This window comes from Prochlorococcus marinus XMU1406 (genome assembly GCF_017696055.1).
GTDB lineage: Bacteria > Cyanobacteriota > Cyanobacteriia > PCC-6307 > Cyanobiaceae > Prochlorococcus_A > Prochlorococcus_A marinus_W.
Map to the genome: position 1 here is coordinate 1,002,601 of NZ_JAAORG010000001.1, position 16,589 is coordinate 1,019,189.

A 16,589-nucleotide genomic window follows, 5' to 3' on the forward strand; every position below is an offset into this window, starting at 1 on the left:
CTAAAAAAGGTTATCTAAATAATTAATTCTCTTTAAAGGTGCTTTACCAATAAAAATACCTGGAGATATATCTTTCGACTTAGATTTTTCAAATAATTCAAAATCTGGCAATCCCTTTAAAAACAAATAAATATATCCTCCTAGATGTTTATGTGGTTGATACTTTTTAAGTCGCCACTTTAAAAATCTATGCAATGCTAATAAATAAAGATGAGATTGCAATGGATAATGATGTTTAATCATTTCATTTTTCATATTTTCATAGTTATAGTTTCTTGGTAAACAATCACTATTATCACTTCCAGAAATCAAATTACTTTTCCAATCAATTATCCACCATTTACTATCTTCTAATTTATTACCTAAAGGGAAAACACAATCAATGCATCCTGAATGAAATCCTTTATTCATAATTTGAAGATCAATTATTTTGTTTGCATATTCTTCACCAAATTCATATTCCTGATCTATAAGAAAGCATTTTGATATATCATGAGAATTAATGTTTCTACCTTCATAAGATAGAGTTAAATCATATTTAAGCTCCTTAATTAAGTATTCATTTGGAATATCAACTAGTTTCTTGTTTTGTAATTCACTTCCTAAAGATAAATTTATAATTCTCAAAATCGCATCTTTTACTTTAAAAGCCAAAGAAGTATCGATTTGATGAAAGTTCAATTCCTCAATAATTAAATCAATTAATTCTTGATTATTATCATTTCCAAATTGAAATCTTTCTATTATTTTGTGTAAGCAAGTCCCAGCAATAGTTCCTTTTGGAAATTCACTTAAGGGATTTGGATAAGAAAAATAATTAGGATAATTCTTTGTCTTCCTAAGATTAGACTCTTTCATAATTGATACATTATCTTCATAATCCTTATATTGATTAATGACTGTATCAATATTTTTATCTTTACGTATCCAAGAAGAATAACTTGAATAAGAAATAAATTGATCAGAATTAAATTCCTTAGATATTTTTTTATTAAAGTTATCGATTTTCCAAAGATTATTATTAAATCGGTTGGTTTGGAACTTAGCAAAAATTTCTTTTATTTTCTTTTTTTCTATCCTGTCTTCAAAAGTAGACTTATATATATTAATATTTTCCAAATTTTTAAGTAAATCATTATTTAAAATATTATTTGTATCTTCTAAATCATTAAAAACTATAAGTTTATATTTGCTCCTTGTAAGCGCTACATAAACTAACCTTTCACTTTCTTTAAATAAATCTTCCTCTTCTATTAATTTAAAATTTTGAACCTTCTCATAATTATTAGAAATATTAATATATATATTTCTATCAATATTTGATTTCCAAATAGGTCCTTTAATTTTATTTGATTTATTAGAAATAATAGAAAGATATGGACATAGGACTATATCAAATTCCAGACCCTTACTACTATGAATGGTAGAAAGATTTATTCCATTTTGTATATTAAAATCTTTGGTCAAAAAATCTTCTCCAGTACAAATTCTTAAAGAATGATCTAACTGATTTTTATACCAGTTAAAAACTTTATTGAGATTAAAATCATTATTTATTAATTCTATTTCAACAATTTCTGAAAGTTGAAATAAATTTGAATTTAAATCAGAATCTTGAATAATCGAGGATGACTTGTAATTTATAAGAAGTTCATTAACAATATTTAAAAACCCTTTTTCTCTTAGTTCCTGGGACCAAGTAATACATTTATTAATTAGAATTTCTAAATTATTACTAATTCCATCATCAAGTAATTCTTCTAATTCAATTTCTATAAACTTAGAAGCAGCAAGCAAAGTTATATTTTTTAAATACCTAGGATTTAATAAACATTTAATTAATAAAAATAATAGAGAACTTGCTTCCGTATCAAAAATATTTTGTTTATTTTGAAATTTGCATGGGAGGTTAAATTGATTAAATTTGTTTTTCAAATCTAAGCATTGCGAATTATTTAATGTAAGAATCGCAATTTTATTAATATCAATTTCTTTATTATTTAAAATAAAGTTAACTATGTAATTAGTTACAAGATCCTCAATATCAGTCTCTTTTTTTGAAAATTCTACAATTTCAAATACATCCTTAAATTTAAATTCAGAATAAATATTTTCATTAATTCTAGAGGTTAATTTCCTGTAATTTAGTTTTGATTGTTTAAGTCCATTTTTATAAAGGTTATTAACGACGTCCATTAACTTTTTTGAGGATCTATAGTTATCTGTAAGACTAAAAACTTCGATTGCATTTGATCTGGCATCTAAGTAAGTTTCAATATCTCCACCTCTAAATTTATAGATCGCCTGTTTTGGATCACCTACACAAAGTAAAAAATGATTTTTATTATTAAAGAACTTTTTTATTAAATTCCACTGAGTATTATCTGTATCTTGAAACTCATCTACTAAGACACATTTAAATCTTTGTTGAATTTTAGATAGAGCAATACTATTACTCATTTCTGAATCTAGAAATTTATTTTCTATAGTCTTTATAAGATCATTAAAGTTGAAAATAGAAAAACTTTTCTTTAATTCTATTAATTTTATATAAGCTAATTGGGTAAATATTCTTACAAATTCAGTATAGAAACCTTCTTTTATTTTATAGATCTTATCTTGTAATAAATTAAATTCATTAAAATCTAATTTTAAGTTATGTTTTTTAATTTCTTTAGATATATTTTCATTATAAAAATATTTGAATAAAAGATCATCTTTAGAAATATCATACAGAAAATCAATCACATTTTTAGAATTAAGCTTTTTGTTAATCTCTTCAATCCAACAAATTATTTGGTTAAACTTATCATTTCTAGGATTTGCTGCATATATTTGACTTTTACCACCACTCTCCTTTATTAATTTTCCCAACTCTGTAAGTTTTAAAAATAATTCCTTACCTTTTTTACTCCATTCAACACAAAACTCATTCCAATTTAAATAAAAAAAATCATCAAAATAATTGTTTAAATCACTAATCTTATATTTATTTTTTATTTGAAATTTACAAATATTTTCCTGATCTATATTTTTTAAAATTTCTACAAAAAATGACTTATTTATTCTACTTCCAAATCTAGAACTTATTTTTTTTTTGTTGATTGCTGAAATAATCTCAGGATTAAGATTTAGAAAAACATCAATCCACAAATTATCTATTACATCTTTATATAAATTATCTATATTATTTTCAATGCATGGATCTTGAGTTGCCCCTATTTCAATACTATATTCATCAATAATATTATTGCAAAAAGCATGGAATGTAGTTACTTGTAATTTATAAATTTCATTAACAAAATTATCAATTTCGGATATAGTTTTTCCCTTAGATTTTTCCTTCTCCTTAAACTTTAGATACCAATCCTTAAGGGTATTATCTATCTTACTTTCATTATGATTTTGCAAATATAGTTTTAAGTCCTGAAATCTCAAAAGTATTTTATCTCGCAATTCAGAACACGTATTTTTTGTAAAACTTAATAAGAGTATCTCATCTGGTTTAATTTTTTTCTCCAAAACATTTCTTAAAACTAGATGAGCCAAAGTGAAACTTTTCCCAGTTCCTGCACTTGCTTCTACTAATTTAAATTTATTATCTAATTTAATTTGATTAATATCCATATCTTTATTGAATTAATATTTGACCTCATTTTTATAAAGTAAGTAATTCTTAAATTTATTTTTTAAATATTGTTCTTCTAAAGGAATCTTAGATTTAATTATTAAAATTAAACTTGTTGATAAAAATAAATAATAAATAGATAACTTTGTTATAAAAACGCCAAAGGAAATAAATATTAAAGAATAGTACATTGGATGACGCGTAAATCGATAAATACCTTTAGTAACAAGATTGCTATTATTTATAGGTCTAGGGAAAGGGGATAAATTTCTTCCTAAGTCTTTAATTGCTACTAACAATATTATGAAAGCAATTATGATGATTAAAAAACCCACAAAATAAGAAAAAGGAGTGACTTGAATTATTTGTTTTTCTGGAATAAATTCCCACTTAAAAAAATGGAGACTAATAATAAAGAATTGTAAAAAAACAAGGATTATTTCATACGCAGCTTTTAAAAAATTTTTTAACTGAAATTTAGTCATTAATTTATTTCTTTAATGCCTCAATAAGAGGACCATATAATCTGAATGATAATTTATCAAAATTATTATTTTCCAGAAAGAAGTCTGGTTCTTTTTTATTTCCAAAACATAATTTCATTTCGATATTATCTCTTTCTCCTTTAGAAAAAGTTTTATTACCAATCCATCTATCGGTAAAAGATTTTTTCTCATTTTTTGATTTTATTTTTGCTTCTACATATTTATAAGCACTTTCTGGAGGGAGAGGTAAACATTTTTCAGAATAATTTTTAAAAATATTTATATATTCCTCCAAAATTAAATTTGACTCCATAACTCCGGGTGATTGAATAATTTGCGATTTATAATTATTTTCTGTTCTAAAAATTACTTTAGTCTTTTTTATATTCTTGTTTAAAGAAGAAATGAAGAGTGATTTTATCCAAGCCTCTGACAAACGACTTAAACTTAGTTTCGTATGAATCAATTCAATTACGGTGTCATCAGCTATGAAATATTCTTCTTTATTTGAATTTGATTTAACATAAATTCTATTAATATTATTATGCTGACTCAAACTTTTAGATAGACTTTCTAACAAATCTTTGATTTCTTTTTCTTTTATAAAAATACTATTATTGGGGATAATAATCCCATTTTCAAATAATAGATCATTAATATTCAATTTTTTTAAATCATCAATAACATTATGGTTATCAATCTCTAACTCCTGGATTATTTTTGTAATTAGTTGCGACTTCTGCAGATTACTTACATACTCCTCATCTGGATGATGGATAAATATTTCCTTTGGAGAAATATTTTTTTTATTTAACCAATATTTTTGTGGAGTCTTGAACCAATAAATTAGTTCTGATAATTTATATTTTTTTGTATCAAATTTTTTTTCAATCCAATCTATATCTTCTACTAAAGAATAATTACTTTTAATTATGTTAGAACTATCAATATTAATTATTTCTGTTTTATTTAAATCAGAATCTTTTATTATTTGTTCTCTTTTGCCTTGTTTTAAAAAACTATCAAAAAAAGAAATTAACTCTTTTATAGGAAATGAAACATCTAATTTTTTATTGTTTTTATCATTCTTTACCCAAGAAACTATAAATTTATCTCTACAAGCAATTAACAACTCAAGAAATAAATATTTCTCTCTTTCAAAAACTGATGGATCGCCCAGGTCATATTTATTATTTAATAAATTAATATTTTCATTCTTTGATAATTTTGGATAAAAAACACTATTCATATCTATTAAAAAGATAACCTTATGTGGTACATGCCTTGCATTCTCAATATCACTTACAAGGATCTTGTTGATACGTGATTTGCTTTGATATTTAGCTTCATTTATGCAAGAAATTAATATCTCTCTAAAAACATTTAACAAAATAAGATCATCAGGGATTAAAGGTATTGAGTGATTATCAAGAATTCTATTTATTTCACTTATTTCTAAATTAAAATTTCCATTAGAATAAGCAATACTTTTCAATACGAATTTTATCTTTTCAACCCAACTTGAGTAAGAAAAAGATCCCCTTAGCAAATTAATATATTTTTTAAAATCAAGTAATAATTTAACCCATTTATTCAAATCCAAACTTATATTTTTCAAACTAAATGGTTTTAAATTAAAAGTACTTAAATTTTCTTCTTTGTCATAAATCAAGCCTAAAATAATTCTATTTATGCACCACTCTAGAGTATTTTTTTCTTCCCCTAATCTTTCATTAGCATCTAATCCCCAATGAAAACCAACTTGGGTTAGTAAGAAAATAATTTCATCCTTCTCAGTAATATCAAAATCAAAAATGTTCTGCGTTACTTTTTTAGAAAGAATATAATCTATTTTTTCAAGTGTAATTTTCTCATTTGCTATTTCAGTGATGTCAATTAAAAATTTATAAATATCTGGAGAATCATAATTATTATCATCAATAAAAAAATAAGGTATCTTTTCACCATTAATTAACTCATTATTGAAGATATACTTTAGATAAGGTTTGATTTGATTAGTTTTTGGACATAAAATAGCAATATCACTATATTTAATATTCTCGCAAGAATTTATTATTTCTATAATCTTATTTCTTATATATTCTAATTGACTATTCTGATTAAAATGCTCACAAAGTAATATTGAATCATCCCTTTCATTTACGTTAAAATCATTGCTGTTATTATCAATTAGTCTTTTTTGTATTTGATTAAGAAGAGGAATATCTTTCTTCTCATGAAAATTAGTTGTTGGATCAATATATATTAAATTATTTTTTAAATTTATACCTTCTTTATAAATATTTTCCTCAATTAATTTCTGAAAGTTTGCTCCAAAATTACCAAATATCTTCTCTATATTTAAATTGTTTAAATTCGATTTACTTTTAAAGTTATCAAATTCCAACTCCCCTTCAAGAAGATTTATTCTATTCCATAAATCATCTCCTCCAGATAATAAATATAAATTTACCTTAGTAAATTTTGAAAGTTCTGAATAAAAGTTTATATGTAGTTTAGATAAGTTATGATCGGAAATAATATAAATTTGATTTGGTACTTTAATTTTAACGTTTTTAATTTTTCTTAAATTCTTTATTAGTTCAATCATATATAAACATGAAGGCTTTTCAGATATCTTTTTCTCTAATAATTTATACAAAATAGGCTGCCAAAATTGATCTGAATTTAAATTCTTAAATAGATTAAGTGAATTAATTTCATATCTATTCCATTCAGCAATCATTTCAGGTCTAAAAATTAGATAATCAATGAAATTGTTAGCAATCTTTTTTGTAAGGTTATATATGTCTCCATCAATTGTTTTTTCATTATCCAAATATTTGTTAATCCAATTTTTAAGAGGAAATGATTCTTTAAAGCTATTTAATTCTTCTAATGAATCAATAATGGCCCACTTAATTGACTCAAAATTCCATAAACCCATATCAATGCCTGGGAAAAAATTTGTCAATAATGATTCCGTGAAATTTGATATTGTCTTAAATTCATAAAGAGCACTTATTTTGTTTTTTATAGTTATTTGTTCACTTAACCATTTCCCCAAAAAATAATTAGGAACAGCTATTTCTAAATTATCAGTTATATGAGGAGGACATATTTTTAATTCTTCTGCCAATAGCTCACTAATCACTTCAATTTTGTTTGACTTATATAGATTGAGCAATTTACTAGTTGATTATATTACTCAACTTTAAATGGATCAGTTATTTCTGCATTAGGAAATTCGAATTCCCCAACAGCAACAAACTCTAAACGCAGCTTCAAGAAAGTTATAAATTTTTTATCCGTCGATAAAATAGCTGCTGATGGTGATGGAATCTTTGCTTTTAGATCAACAAATTGGGTGGTTTGCAAAAATGATGGATTTTTTAAGAGCCAGAAATCTATTTCTTTATTGTTTTCTTTATAGTTCCTCATCCTCTCTTTTAAAATTTCCTCAATTGGTTCTTCAACTGTTAAAAACTTTTCACTTGCCGCGACGAAAAAATATGTTGTCATTTTGAAAGTTAATTTGATGTAATAAGGGACTTCATTTCACGTACAGACTTTTCTAATCCTATCGCTAAAGCCCTTGCAACAATACTATGGCCTATGTTTAACTCGTTCATATTGTTAATTGATGCAATTTTTCTAACATTGTTGTAGTTAAGGCCATGTCCAGCATTAACAACTAAACCAAGATCATTTGCTAAATGTGTAGACTCTATAATCCTTTGGAGCTCTTTATACTGTTCAGATCCTGATAGTTCAGCATATTTTCCGGTATGTAGTTCTATAAAGTTAAACCCTATTTCTTTGGAATAATTTATCTGGGCACTAAGAGGTTCAATAAATGCACTGACTTCAATATTTGATTCTTTTAAATTTCCAACAAAACTCTTGAGGTATTGCAAATTACTTTTTACATCCAACCCTCCTTCAGTAGTAACCTCCTCTCGTTTCTCTGGAACGAGCGTTACGTAATCGGGGAAAATTTTTTTGGCAATTTCTAACATTTCTGGTGTTGCAGCCATTTCTAAATTGAGTTTTGTTTTTATAGTCTCTTTCAAAAGAAATACGTCTCTATCTTGTATATGTCTTCTATCTTCTCTTAAATGAACTGTTATGGAATCTGCGCCTCCTAATTCAGCTAAAAAAGCAAATTGTACAGGGTCAGGTTCTACAGTTTTCCTTGCTTGCCTCACATTTGCAATATGATCAATGTTTACTCCTAAAGTAGCCATAATTTTAAAAATCTTAGTTTTCAGACAATCTAGTAACCGCCCAATAATAGCTAATAAAAAAAGGCAAACACTTAAATTATTAATATATAGTAAATTGAACTTGAAGAAGAAATCCTTATATATTTTGCATAAAATCAACCCTGCATTGGGATTTATTGCAATGTTCGTTACGCAGGACATTCTTTTACAGTTCTTTTTTAAAAAAAAGAAAATATTAAATAATGGTTTTTCGATTCCAGTAAATTCCTCTATTATTTTGGCGCCAACCCACAGATCAAGATGGGACGGCTTAATACTCACCATGGCAATGGGTAGAAGGGTAACAAAAAAGGATTGTAGATTTATGGTTACTAAATCCGAAATGAGAGGAATACAAGGTTGGTTTTTAAAAAGACTTGGATGTTTTTCAATAAATCAATTATCGCCATCTCTCTCAGCGTTAAGATATTCGATTGATCTCATAGAAAAAGGAGAACAATTAGTCGTTTTCCCAGAAGGAATGATTAATAAATATGGAAAAAAATTAGTTCTCAAAGAAGGACTATATAGATTAGCTAGATTAGCTACAAAAAAAACAGCATCAATTATTATTATTCCAATTGGAATTGCCTATAGCAAAGTTCCTCCGAACTTTAGGGGCGAATTTTGTTTATCCTTTGGACAACCAATAGCAATTAATGATTACTTAAACTTAACTATCAAGGAATTTAATATATTTCTAAATGAAAAAATGACCCATGAGGAAGAAAAAGCATTAAAAAAAGTAGGTAGATGAATCTGCAATAAGTTACTATAAATTTTAATAATTGAATAAGAAAATGAAATTATTAAAATTTATCCCAATTTTATTTATTTTTTTTGGAAATGTCCCTTACAAAAATGAGGTTTATGCAGAAATAAAGAATCCAAAAGAATACAGAGTACTCTCAAGTGAGAGTAAAAAGCTTTCCATCTCCAACGTAGAATATTACATAAAACAAGGTGACCAATATATTAAAAACGGAGATTTCGAAAAAGCTAAAGATTTTTACCTGGACGCTAGAAAATTAGCAAAGCAACTTGCATCTTTTTATTCTGATCTAAATTCATCCTTCAAAGGAATTGATGCAAGAATACCAAATGAAATGCAAAGGAAAGGTAAGCAAACATTACAAATTTTGGCAGCATCAAATGAGAGATTAGCCTCTTTGTATATAAAAACTGAAAAGCCTGAGGTTGCTGTACCCTTACTTGTTGAAACAATTAGAATAATGTCACCAAATAGTCAAGAAGGTAAAGAAGCTTATGAAAGATTGATCCAACTAGGATTTGTTGAAACAAAATACAAAGGTTAATTAAAATTTATTATGATTACAAAAGCAGAAGTAATTAATTTAATCACTAAAAAAATTCCAAGTTCCCAAGTTTTTGTTGAAAACCTTAAGGGAAATGATCATTTGCAAGTAACTGTAATTGCATCTCAATTCAATGGATTATCATTAGTTAAACAACATCAGCTAGTATATTCCGCTTTGAAGGAAGAATTAGCTTCAGAGACTATCCATGCACTGGCATTAAAAACAGAAACTCCAAATTGAATTATGGACAACCTAACAAAAGATAAAATACAAAAACTGATTGATTCAAATCCAGTAATGGTTTTCATGAAAGGGACAAAATTAATGCCTCAATGCGGTTTCTCCAACAATGTAGTTCAAATACTAAATTCCTTAGGGGTAGAATTTGGTACTTTTGATGTTTTAAGTGATTTTGATATACGAGAAGGTATCAAAGAATATTCAGATTGGCCAACAATTCCTCAAGTTTACTTAAAAGGAGAATTTCTTGGTGGATCAGATATTCTTATTGAAATGTACAACTCAGGATCTCTTAAAGAAAAAATAGAAATTGAATTAGCGTCTTAAAACAATTAGTAAGTATAAATACTGAATTGATTAATAAAAATTAATATTTTAAATTCTTTTTTTATCAAAAAAACCTTTATTTCCATCTCCCTCTGGATCAATAAAACTTGACGGATCTAAAATCCATCTTTCAATTAATCTTTCTAACTTCTCTTGATCCTTTTGCTCTAAACTACTGCAATTCCTTAAGGCTTGGAGATAGCCATCACTATATAATTTAATATCATATGGTGTATGAAAACGAGTAACTAAGTCCTGGCAACTATCACAAATTGATTGAAAATGACGAATTGCTTTGGGATTTTCAAATGATGTCATAATTCGATAGATTCTTATTTTTATTTAGCATTTGTTATACCTTATTAAGGATGATTAAAAATTGCCTGGCCAAACAGTAATTAAGAATGCAATCAACTGAGCAAATCTTAGCTTCAACTTCTGGCAGTGCACAATTGCCTACGAGCTCTCAAACTCCCTCGAGAGTACTAGTTGTTGAACCTCACCCCACACTTAGAACGGTCCTTGTGCAAAGACTTCGCCAAGATGGCCATCTAGCGGCAGCTGTGGGTACAGCTGCAGAAGCTATTGACTTATGCAGAGAACAATCACCTGACCTTTTAGTTAGCGCAGAAATCCTTGACCAGAATACTGCAATGAGATTAGCCCAACAATTAGGGTCTTCTGTCATAGTTTTAACGGCAAGATCAGGTGTCGAAGCATTAGTAACTCTATTAGATGAAGGGGCAGATGATGTTCTTAGAAAACCTTTTGGTCTCGAAGAGCTTGCAGCTCGATGTAGAACACTCCTAAAAAGGGGCCGGATCGGATTACAAGAAAAAGTTGAGGTTGGACCTTTAGAAGTTCATCTTCTTTTAAGACAAGTTACTCTTAGCGAGAAGCCCGTGGAATTAAGCCCTAGGGAGTTTGCACTGCTTTGTGCTCTTCTTATGCCACCTGGAATGGTAAGAAGTCGTCAAGAGCTTTTAAGGATGGCCTGGCCACCCTTCAGTGGAGGGCCAAGGTCTGTAGATACTCAGGTATTAACTTTGCGGAGAAAATTAGAGCAGGCTGGCTTAGGGGAAGGTGGGGGTATAACCACTGTTAGACAACAAGGTTATCGATTCAGTATTGATAATATTTAATTTAGAAAGGCAAAAAGTTCACCAAAAATCATTAAAACTGATAGTAATGTCAGTAATTTATATGTCCATAATGGTGATATATAGGATATTTCATTAATAGAAATTCCTGTATTGCTGGAAACAGTTAATACAAATTTTTCAAAATTTTCCACCCTTTGTGGGACAAGAAAATTTTCACCTTGATAAGTATTAAAGTAATAAACTTTACTACCCTGACTAGTTGGTAAAGATTTGATTAATTTAATATCTTTCCAAGAAATCTCCCAATTTTTTTTTCCTAAGGCTTTAGAAATAAAGCTAGTTTTGTAGGAAATTTTTTTATTACAAGTTTCTACATAATCACTTGTGATATTGATAATTAAATAAAGGCCTAAGAAGAATGTAATAATAGAAGGAATTTTTAAATTATCAACTGAAACAAATGGGATAGGAATTGTAAGTGCTAAATATAGGGATATTAAGGAACTTTTCACAAAAAAAAGAGTTTTAAACTTTTCTATCATTTCAAAGAAATCTATTTACTCTGGCAATTTAAAACTGTTTATGTTTAATTTTGCACCTATTTTATGAGCGCATGCGTATCCACTAAAAGCAACTGCATTTAGGCCTTGGCCAGGAAAGCATGAATCTCCTACACAATAAAGGTTTTTAATTTTGGTTGTGTTGAAAGGCATTGGCAAAAGTCCAAGCAACTTTTTACTAGGAATTGGCCCATAACTACCTTCATATCTTCCAAGGAACTTTTTATGAGTTTTGGGAGTACCAATTTCTTTGTGATCGATATTTTGTTCAAGATTAGGAAGAATAGTTGATATTTTTTCAACAAGAAATGAAAAGTATTTTTCTTTCTTTTGCAAATATTCTTTCCTTGATAGGCCTTCCCATTCACTCATTGATGATGGAGTAAATGCATGTACGATATGTTTACCTTCTGGAGCTAAAGACGAGTCAAGCAAAGTAGGTATAGAAACAAAAATAACTCCCTTTTCACTTTCTAATTCATCCCAATTTTCAACGATTATATGATGACAATTAAAATTATCGGTAATTAGATTTTTTTCTACCCCAAGGTGAATCGAAACAAAAGAAGGTGAGGGTTTATAAGTTTCTGACCACTTATATTCACTTTTTGGAACGTTTTTACTCGGAATTAATCCTTTATCTTTATTTTTTAATCCAAATGTGTCCCATCTAGTGGAGTTGGATACAACAATATTTGAATAAATCTCTTCCCCATTTGAAAGCTTTACTCCTACCGCTTTCTCATCCTTTAAAAGGATTTCAGTCACATTGGCTTTGTATCTAATTTTGCCTCCTAATTTTTGGATCCCATTAACTAACTTATCTGCTATGGTACCTACTCCCCCTTTTGGATAATTTATACCTCCAGCATGCCTATCAGTAAACACCATTCCCGCATTAATCATAGGAGTTTTGAGTGCTGGCATTACAGACCAACAAAAACATTCGATATCGATAAATCTTAAAAGTTCAGGATCTTTTATAAACTTTCTCGCAACATCTCCTGCATTTACTGGTAACCATCTAGCTAATCCTAAACAGGATAATGGGGATTTAAAGAAAACTTTAAAAAGATAAACTGGATCCTCTATTGATAAAAGAGGCATTGAATCTAAACACTTAAAGACACTTGCACAAGTATCATAGAATTTCTTGATACCAATTATTTCCTTAGGGAAACTCGCTGATAATTTTTTTATAAATTGCTCATAATTTTTATCTACAGAAATATTAAAATTTTGTGGTAGATGATATTCCAGTTGAACAGGATCAGGAATAGTTTCGCATTTCTCATCTACATCTTTTAGAGCGCGAGTCAATAAATTGGTATAACCTTTATCTCCAAATCCAAATATCATTGAAGCCCCAACATCAAAGGTATAACCCTTTCTCTTAAAAGAGCCCCCACTTCCCCCTGGAATAATATATTTCTCAAGAACTAATACTCGAACTCCCTTAGAAGCCAGTTGTGATGCGGTTACTAAGCCTCCTATTCCTGAGCCAATAACAATTGCATCGAAATTTTCCTTATTAAATTTCATTTTTGGATCTTTGATAATTAATCTTAGTAAATTTTGCTAAGTAAGTGGTCTCTTTCGAAACAAGCATTTAGTATATTTTTAAATTCACTTAAGGCTTCTGTAGATCTTTCTTGATAAGCTTTGTACCTTAACCTTTTATCTTTAATTCTTTTAGTTAGTTCAGGAACTAAACCAAATGAAGCAGGCATTGGTTGGAATTTATTCTTTTTCTGATTAGACAAAATTTGATTTTTATTACTGATGAAATTTATTAGAGAACCAATCATTGATTCTCTAGGAAAACTTACTGGTTTTTTACCTTTAGCTAATAAGGATGCATTTATTCCAGCAATCAACCCCCCTGCCGCTGCTGCTGCATAACCTTCCGTCCCCGTTATTTGGCCCGCAGCAAAAAGATTTTCTCTTTTTATAAATTGCAATGTTGGTAAAAGTAATTTTGGAGATTCTAAAAATGTATTTCTATGCATTACTCCAAAACGTACAAACTCAGCCTTTTCTAAGCCAGGAATCATCCTAAATATTCTTTTTTGCTCTGACCATTTGAGGTTAGTTTGGAAACCTACCATATTTAATAATTTGCCTTCTAAATCTTCTTTCCTTAATTGGACAACTGCGTGGGGTCGCTTTTTCAATCTATTTTCCCTATCAAATAAATCTCCCCATTTTGGATTCCACAACCCTATAGATTTCAAAGGTCCAAATCTCATTGTATCAACTCCTCTTCTAGCAATTTCTTCAATTGGTAAGCAAGCTTCAAAGAAATTAGCTGATTCTTTCTCAAAATCTTTTAAATTAGCTTGTTCTCCTCTTATTAGTTCATTTCTGAAATGGATGTAATGATTCTCATCCATAGGGCAATTAAAATATGCGGGATCTCCTTTGTCGTATCTACTAGCTTTAAATACAATCTCCTGATCAATAGTATCTCCGTAAATAATAGGACTAGCGGCATCAAAAAAATGACACGCATCGATTCCTGTAAAAGCTTGAATTTTAAAGGACAACTCATCTGCAGTTAATGGACCAGTCGCAAGAATCGTTATATTTTCTTTGCTTGGGAGATCCAATTGTTCAAATCTCTTAATTTCAATTAAAGGATGATTAGATAAAGCTTCAGTTAAAGCGATACTAAATTTAGATCTATCAACCGCCAAAGCTCCTCCAGCTGGAACAGAAAATTTGTCTGCTGTTTGAACTATCAATGACTTAAAAATTCTAAGTTCTTTTTGCAATAGGCCTGCAGCTCTATCAGGGCTTAAAGCTCCAAAACTATTACTACAAACTAATTCTCCAAATTCAGCAGTATGATGAGCTGGAGTTGATTTTATAGGTCTCATTTCAACTAATTTGACAGGTATGCCAGAACTAGCCACTTGCCAAGCAGCTTCAGATCCCGCAAGACCAGCTCCAATTACTATTACTTCTTTATCTATCAATTAAATTAATCCTTGCCCAAAAAGTCTCTATTGAATTGCTCTCTTGCTGGTTTCTGTATGTTAAACACAACCCAAGCTAAAGCAGCGATAATGGGAGCAAAAACTACGATTGTTCTGAGCATTTTAGAAATTCTGTTATTTACCAAATCATTTTAACTTTTAACTGTAAATTTAGAGAGATATTTTAATTTTTTATTTCATAAGTTAAGAATTGTTTTTCTATTGTTCAACTTGAGATAAAAAGTTGTTTTTTTTACCTTAAAAAGGGATAATTTCATATGTACTCGATTTTACAAAATGGGTCGCTAGCTCAGCGGTAGAGCATCCGGCTTTTAACCGGCTGGTCCTGAGTTCGAATCTCAGGCGACCCACATTTTTTATTGAGTTCATCTTTTTAAAATTGAAAGACAATAAATTCAAAAACTTTAAATATACCTTACTAATCATGTAGATTTAAACTATTTCTGGTTTTGAGGAAAATTTCAAGCAAATTCGTTTTTAAATAAATCTAGGACTTATATTTAGGAGCTTAAAACATAAAGCAGTTTTAAATCTTATCAAGTTGAAGTGAATACTACTCAATTTCATTTAAAACTTCAATTAACTTACTATGAATTATTTGAAATTTCTTATTTAAATATTTGCTGGACGAGAATCCATCATTTACACATATTTGTGACAGTAGCGTAAAAATAAAGTAGATTTTTTTCAAAATAATTAAATTCTGCAAAAAAACTAAAAATTACTTTACAAAGCTTCATAATTCCTGTTACAATAATACACATACACATTTAATTTTTAATCATGACACCTGAAGCAGAACGTTTTAATGGTTGGGCCGCAATGTTAGGTTTCGTTGCAGCAGTTGGCGCATACGTAACCACTGGACAAATCATTCCTGGTTGGTTTTAATTCTTAGCTATTCAAAGCTTAAAACCTCTAATCATTTAGCATCAATTTATTAGGTGTATTATTAAAATTGCACTTTAAATTATCAATCCTCAAGTACTTTGAAATTAAATTTCTTTTTTAATTCCAAAGTATTTGAGGTTTTTTATGAAATTTTAACTATTTAAGACTTAATCTCATATCCAAAAATAATTGCTAGTAGCCAAAAGAATTTTTATAAGAGTTGCCAAAACAGACATTATAGGAGTGACCATAAATTATATTTTTGTTCTTTTAATAACGCCTATCTTGCTTTCAAAAAACTACCTTTAGTCAAGTTTTTTCTGAATTTAATAATCAAATTTTCTTTTTATCTATATTATCCAAACATGTAGAACACAAAAGATGACCTTTTTTACTCCAAAATGCCTTAGTAGATCTTTCAATATCTTTTCTACAAATTAAACATTTAAATATTGGGGGCATTTGTAAATATTTAGTTTTTTCATTTTATCAAATTAAAAAATTTGTACTAATTTTATTAGTAATTAAAGAATATAAAAGATTTTTAAAAATTTTAAAAAATAATCATAAAAAAAGACCTACCATTTAGGTAGGTCTTTTTAAGTGTGTAGTTTTAATTAATAATTAAATTAATTTAATTAGAAACTAAATGATGTTTTAACTGCGAAACCAGTTTTGTCAGTTGAACCCTCTTGGATGAATACACCTGGAGTGATTGTCATACCATCATTTATTGGATAAGAGTATGAAGCTTCGTAAGTGTAGTACTCAG

At 28.3% G+C, this 16,589-nt stretch carries 16 protein-coding genes, 1 tRNA gene and 1 pseudogene; 7 read left to right on the forward strand and 11 right to left on the reverse strand.

The features are described from left to right. From HA149_RS05830 to HA149_RS05850, 5 genes are read right to left on the reverse strand one after another with little or no spacing between them, the layout of a single operon-like run. Complete coding sequence (locus HA149_RS05830) at positions 1-3,627, reverse strand: UvrD-helicase domain-containing protein (RefSeq protein WP_209113863.1); 3,627 nt, start codon at positions 3,625-3,627, stop codon at positions 1-3. Positions 3,628-3,639: 12 nt separating this feature from the next. Further along, positions 3,640-4,113 carry a methyltransferase family protein gene (locus HA149_RS05835; RefSeq protein WP_209113865.1) on the reverse strand — a complete coding sequence of 158 codons (474 nt, stop codon included), beginning with the start codon at positions 4,111-4,113 and terminating at the stop codon, positions 3,640-3,642. A gap of 4 nt (positions 4,114-4,117) precedes the next feature. Beyond that, positions 4,118-7,300 carry an exodeoxyribonuclease V subunit gamma gene (locus HA149_RS05840; protein ID WP_209113867.1) on the reverse strand — a complete coding sequence of 1,061 codons (3,183 nt, stop codon included), beginning with the start codon at positions 7,298-7,300 and terminating at the stop codon, positions 4,118-4,120. A gap of 17 nt (positions 7,301-7,317) precedes the next feature. Next, a complete protein-coding gene (locus HA149_RS05845; RefSeq protein WP_209113869.1) occupies positions 7,318-7,635 on the reverse strand; it encodes an MgPME-cyclase complex family protein in 318 nt (105 codons plus the stop codon). A gap of 8 nt (positions 7,636-7,643) precedes the next feature. Continuing rightward, positions 7,644-8,360: a pyridoxine 5'-phosphate synthase gene (locus HA149_RS05850; RefSeq protein WP_209113871.1), complete on the reverse strand. Its 717-nt coding sequence runs from the start codon at positions 8,358-8,360 to the stop codon at positions 7,644-7,646. 160 nt (positions 8,361-8,520) lie between these two features. On the opposite strand from HA149_RS05850, the gene HA149_RS05855 reads away from it, so the two are divergent. From HA149_RS05855 to grxD, 4 genes are read left to right on the forward strand one after another with little or no spacing between them, the layout of a single operon-like run. Further along, the gene (locus tag HA149_RS05855; RefSeq protein WP_209113966.1) at positions 8,521-9,135 is read left to right on the forward strand and encodes a lysophospholipid acyltransferase family protein; all 615 of its coding nucleotides are present in this window, start codon (positions 8,521-8,523) and stop codon (positions 9,133-9,135) included. Positions 9,136-9,178: 43 nt separating this feature from the next. Then, positions 9,179-9,694, forward strand: coding sequence for a hypothetical protein (locus tag HA149_RS05860; protein ID WP_209113873.1), 516 nt, complete (start codon positions 9,179-9,181; stop codon positions 9,692-9,694). A 12-nt stretch (positions 9,695-9,706) separates the two neighbouring features. Beyond that, the gene (locus tag HA149_RS05865) at positions 9,707-9,937 is read left to right on the forward strand and encodes a BolA family protein (protein ID WP_209113875.1); all 231 of its coding nucleotides are present in this window, start codon (positions 9,707-9,709) and stop codon (positions 9,935-9,937) included. Between the two features lie 3 nt (positions 9,938-9,940). Next, positions 9,941-10,264: a Grx4 family monothiol glutaredoxin gene (grxD, locus tag HA149_RS05870; protein WP_209113877.1), complete on the forward strand. Its 324-nt coding sequence runs from the start codon at positions 9,941-9,943 to the stop codon at positions 10,262-10,264. Positions 10,265-10,312: 48 nt separating this feature from the next. On the opposite strand, the gene HA149_RS05875 is transcribed toward grxD, so the two are convergent. Next, entirely contained in the window at positions 10,313-10,582 is a 270-nt protein-coding gene (locus tag HA149_RS05875) for a DUF6761 family protein (RefSeq protein WP_209113879.1), read from the reverse strand. Between the two features lie 86 nt (positions 10,583-10,668). Here HA149_RS05875 and HA149_RS05880 point away from each other — a divergent pair, with 86 nt between their 5' ends. After that, on the forward strand, positions 10,669-11,406 hold the full coding sequence (locus HA149_RS05880; RefSeq protein ID WP_209113881.1) for a response regulator transcription factor: 738 nt from the start codon (positions 10,669-10,671) through the stop codon (positions 11,404-11,406). Here the strand turns inward: HA149_RS05880 and HA149_RS05885 are convergent. Genes HA149_RS05885 through HA149_RS05900 form a run of 4 tightly spaced genes read right to left on the reverse strand, consistent with a single transcriptional unit; the run spans position 11,403 to position 15,027 of the window. Continuing rightward, positions 11,403-11,909: a hypothetical protein gene (locus HA149_RS05885; protein WP_209113883.1), complete on the reverse strand. Its 507-nt coding sequence runs from the start codon at positions 11,907-11,909 to the stop codon at positions 11,403-11,405. The genes HA149_RS05880 and HA149_RS05885 overlap by 4 nt on opposite strands. 15 nt (positions 11,910-11,924) lie before the next feature. Beyond that, positions 11,925-13,469, reverse strand: a complete 1,545-nt coding sequence (crtH, locus tag HA149_RS05890; RefSeq protein ID WP_209113885.1) for a carotenoid isomerase — start codon at positions 13,467-13,469, stop codon at positions 11,925-11,927. Positions 13,470-13,492: 23 nt separating this feature from the next. Further along, entirely contained in the window at positions 13,493-14,905 is a 1,413-nt protein-coding gene (gene trmFO, locus HA149_RS05895) for a methylenetetrahydrofolate--tRNA-(uracil(54)-C(5))-methyltransferase (FADH(2)-oxidizing) TrmFO (protein WP_209113887.1), read from the reverse strand. A 5-nt stretch (positions 14,906-14,910) separates the two neighbouring features. Continuing rightward, entirely contained in the window at positions 14,911-15,027 is a 117-nt protein-coding gene (locus HA149_RS05900) for a photosystem II protein Y (RefSeq protein ID WP_002807463.1), read from the reverse strand. Between the two features lie 177 nt (positions 15,028-15,204). Between HA149_RS05900 and HA149_RS05905 the strand changes: the two genes are divergently transcribed. Together HA149_RS05905 and HA149_RS05910 are read left to right on the forward strand one after the other, a co-directional pair. Further along, positions 15,205-15,276, forward strand: a tRNA-Lys gene (locus HA149_RS05905). A 433-nt stretch (positions 15,277-15,709) separates the two neighbouring features. Beyond that, positions 15,710-15,817, forward strand: a complete 108-nt coding sequence (locus HA149_RS05910) for a high light inducible protein (protein ID WP_011132751.1) — start codon at positions 15,710-15,712, stop codon at positions 15,815-15,817. A 638-nt stretch (positions 15,818-16,455) separates the two neighbouring features. Here the strand turns inward: HA149_RS05910 and HA149_RS09540 are convergent. Then, positions 16,456-16,589: pseudogene (locus HA149_RS09540) on the reverse strand (porin); the annotation flags it as partial.

What these genes read in the sequence shown, in the direction of transcription:
- HA149_RS05885 (WP_209113883.1), bottom strand. Translation starts at nt 11,909, where the DNA reads ATGATAGAAAAGTTTAAAACTCTTTTTTTTGTGAAAAGTTCCTTAATA.
- HA149_RS05875 (WP_209113879.1), bottom strand. Translation starts at nt 10,582, where the DNA reads ATGACATCATTTGAAAATCCCAAAGCAATTCGTCATTTTCAATCAATT.
- HA149_RS05880 (WP_209113881.1), top strand. Translation starts at nt 10,669, where the DNA reads ATGCAATCAACTGAGCAAATCTTAGCTTCAACTTCTGGCAGTGCACAA.
- HA149_RS05860 (WP_209113873.1), top strand. Translation starts at nt 9,179, where the DNA reads ATGAAATTATTAAAATTTATCCCAATTTTATTTATTTTTTTTGGAAAT.
- crtH (WP_209113885.1), bottom strand. Translation starts at nt 13,469, where the DNA reads ATGAAATTTAATAAGGAAAATTTCGATGCAATTGTTATTGGCTCAGGA.
- HA149_RS05855 (WP_209113966.1), top strand. Translation starts at nt 8,521, where the DNA reads ATGTTCGTTACGCAGGACATTCTTTTACAGTTCTTTTTTAAAAAAAAG.
- HA149_RS05830 (WP_209113863.1), bottom strand. Translation starts at nt 3,627, where the DNA reads ATGGATATTAATCAAATTAAATTAGATAATAAATTTAAATTAGTAGAA.
- HA149_RS05835 (WP_209113865.1), bottom strand. Translation starts at nt 4,113, where the DNA reads ATGACTAAATTTCAGTTAAAAAATTTTTTAAAAGCTGCGTATGAAATA.
- HA149_RS05845 (WP_209113869.1), bottom strand. Translation starts at nt 7,635, where the DNA reads ATGACAACATATTTTTTCGTCGCGGCAAGTGAAAAGTTTTTAACAGTT.
- HA149_RS05900 (WP_002807463.1), bottom strand. Translation starts at nt 15,027, where the DNA reads ATGCTCAGAACAATCGTAGTTTTTGCTCCCATTATCGCTGCTTTAGCT.
- HA149_RS05850 (WP_209113871.1), bottom strand. Translation starts at nt 8,360, where the DNA reads ATGGCTACTTTAGGAGTAAACATTGATCATATTGCAAATGTGAGGCAA.
- HA149_RS05910 (WP_011132751.1), top strand. Translation starts at nt 15,710, where the DNA reads ATGACACCTGAAGCAGAACGTTTTAATGGTTGGGCCGCAATGTTAGGT.
- HA149_RS05865 (WP_209113875.1), top strand. Translation starts at nt 9,707, where the DNA reads ATGATTACAAAAGCAGAAGTAATTAATTTAATCACTAAAAAAATTCCA.
- grxD (WP_209113877.1), top strand. Translation starts at nt 9,941, where the DNA reads ATGGACAACCTAACAAAAGATAAAATACAAAAACTGATTGATTCAAAT.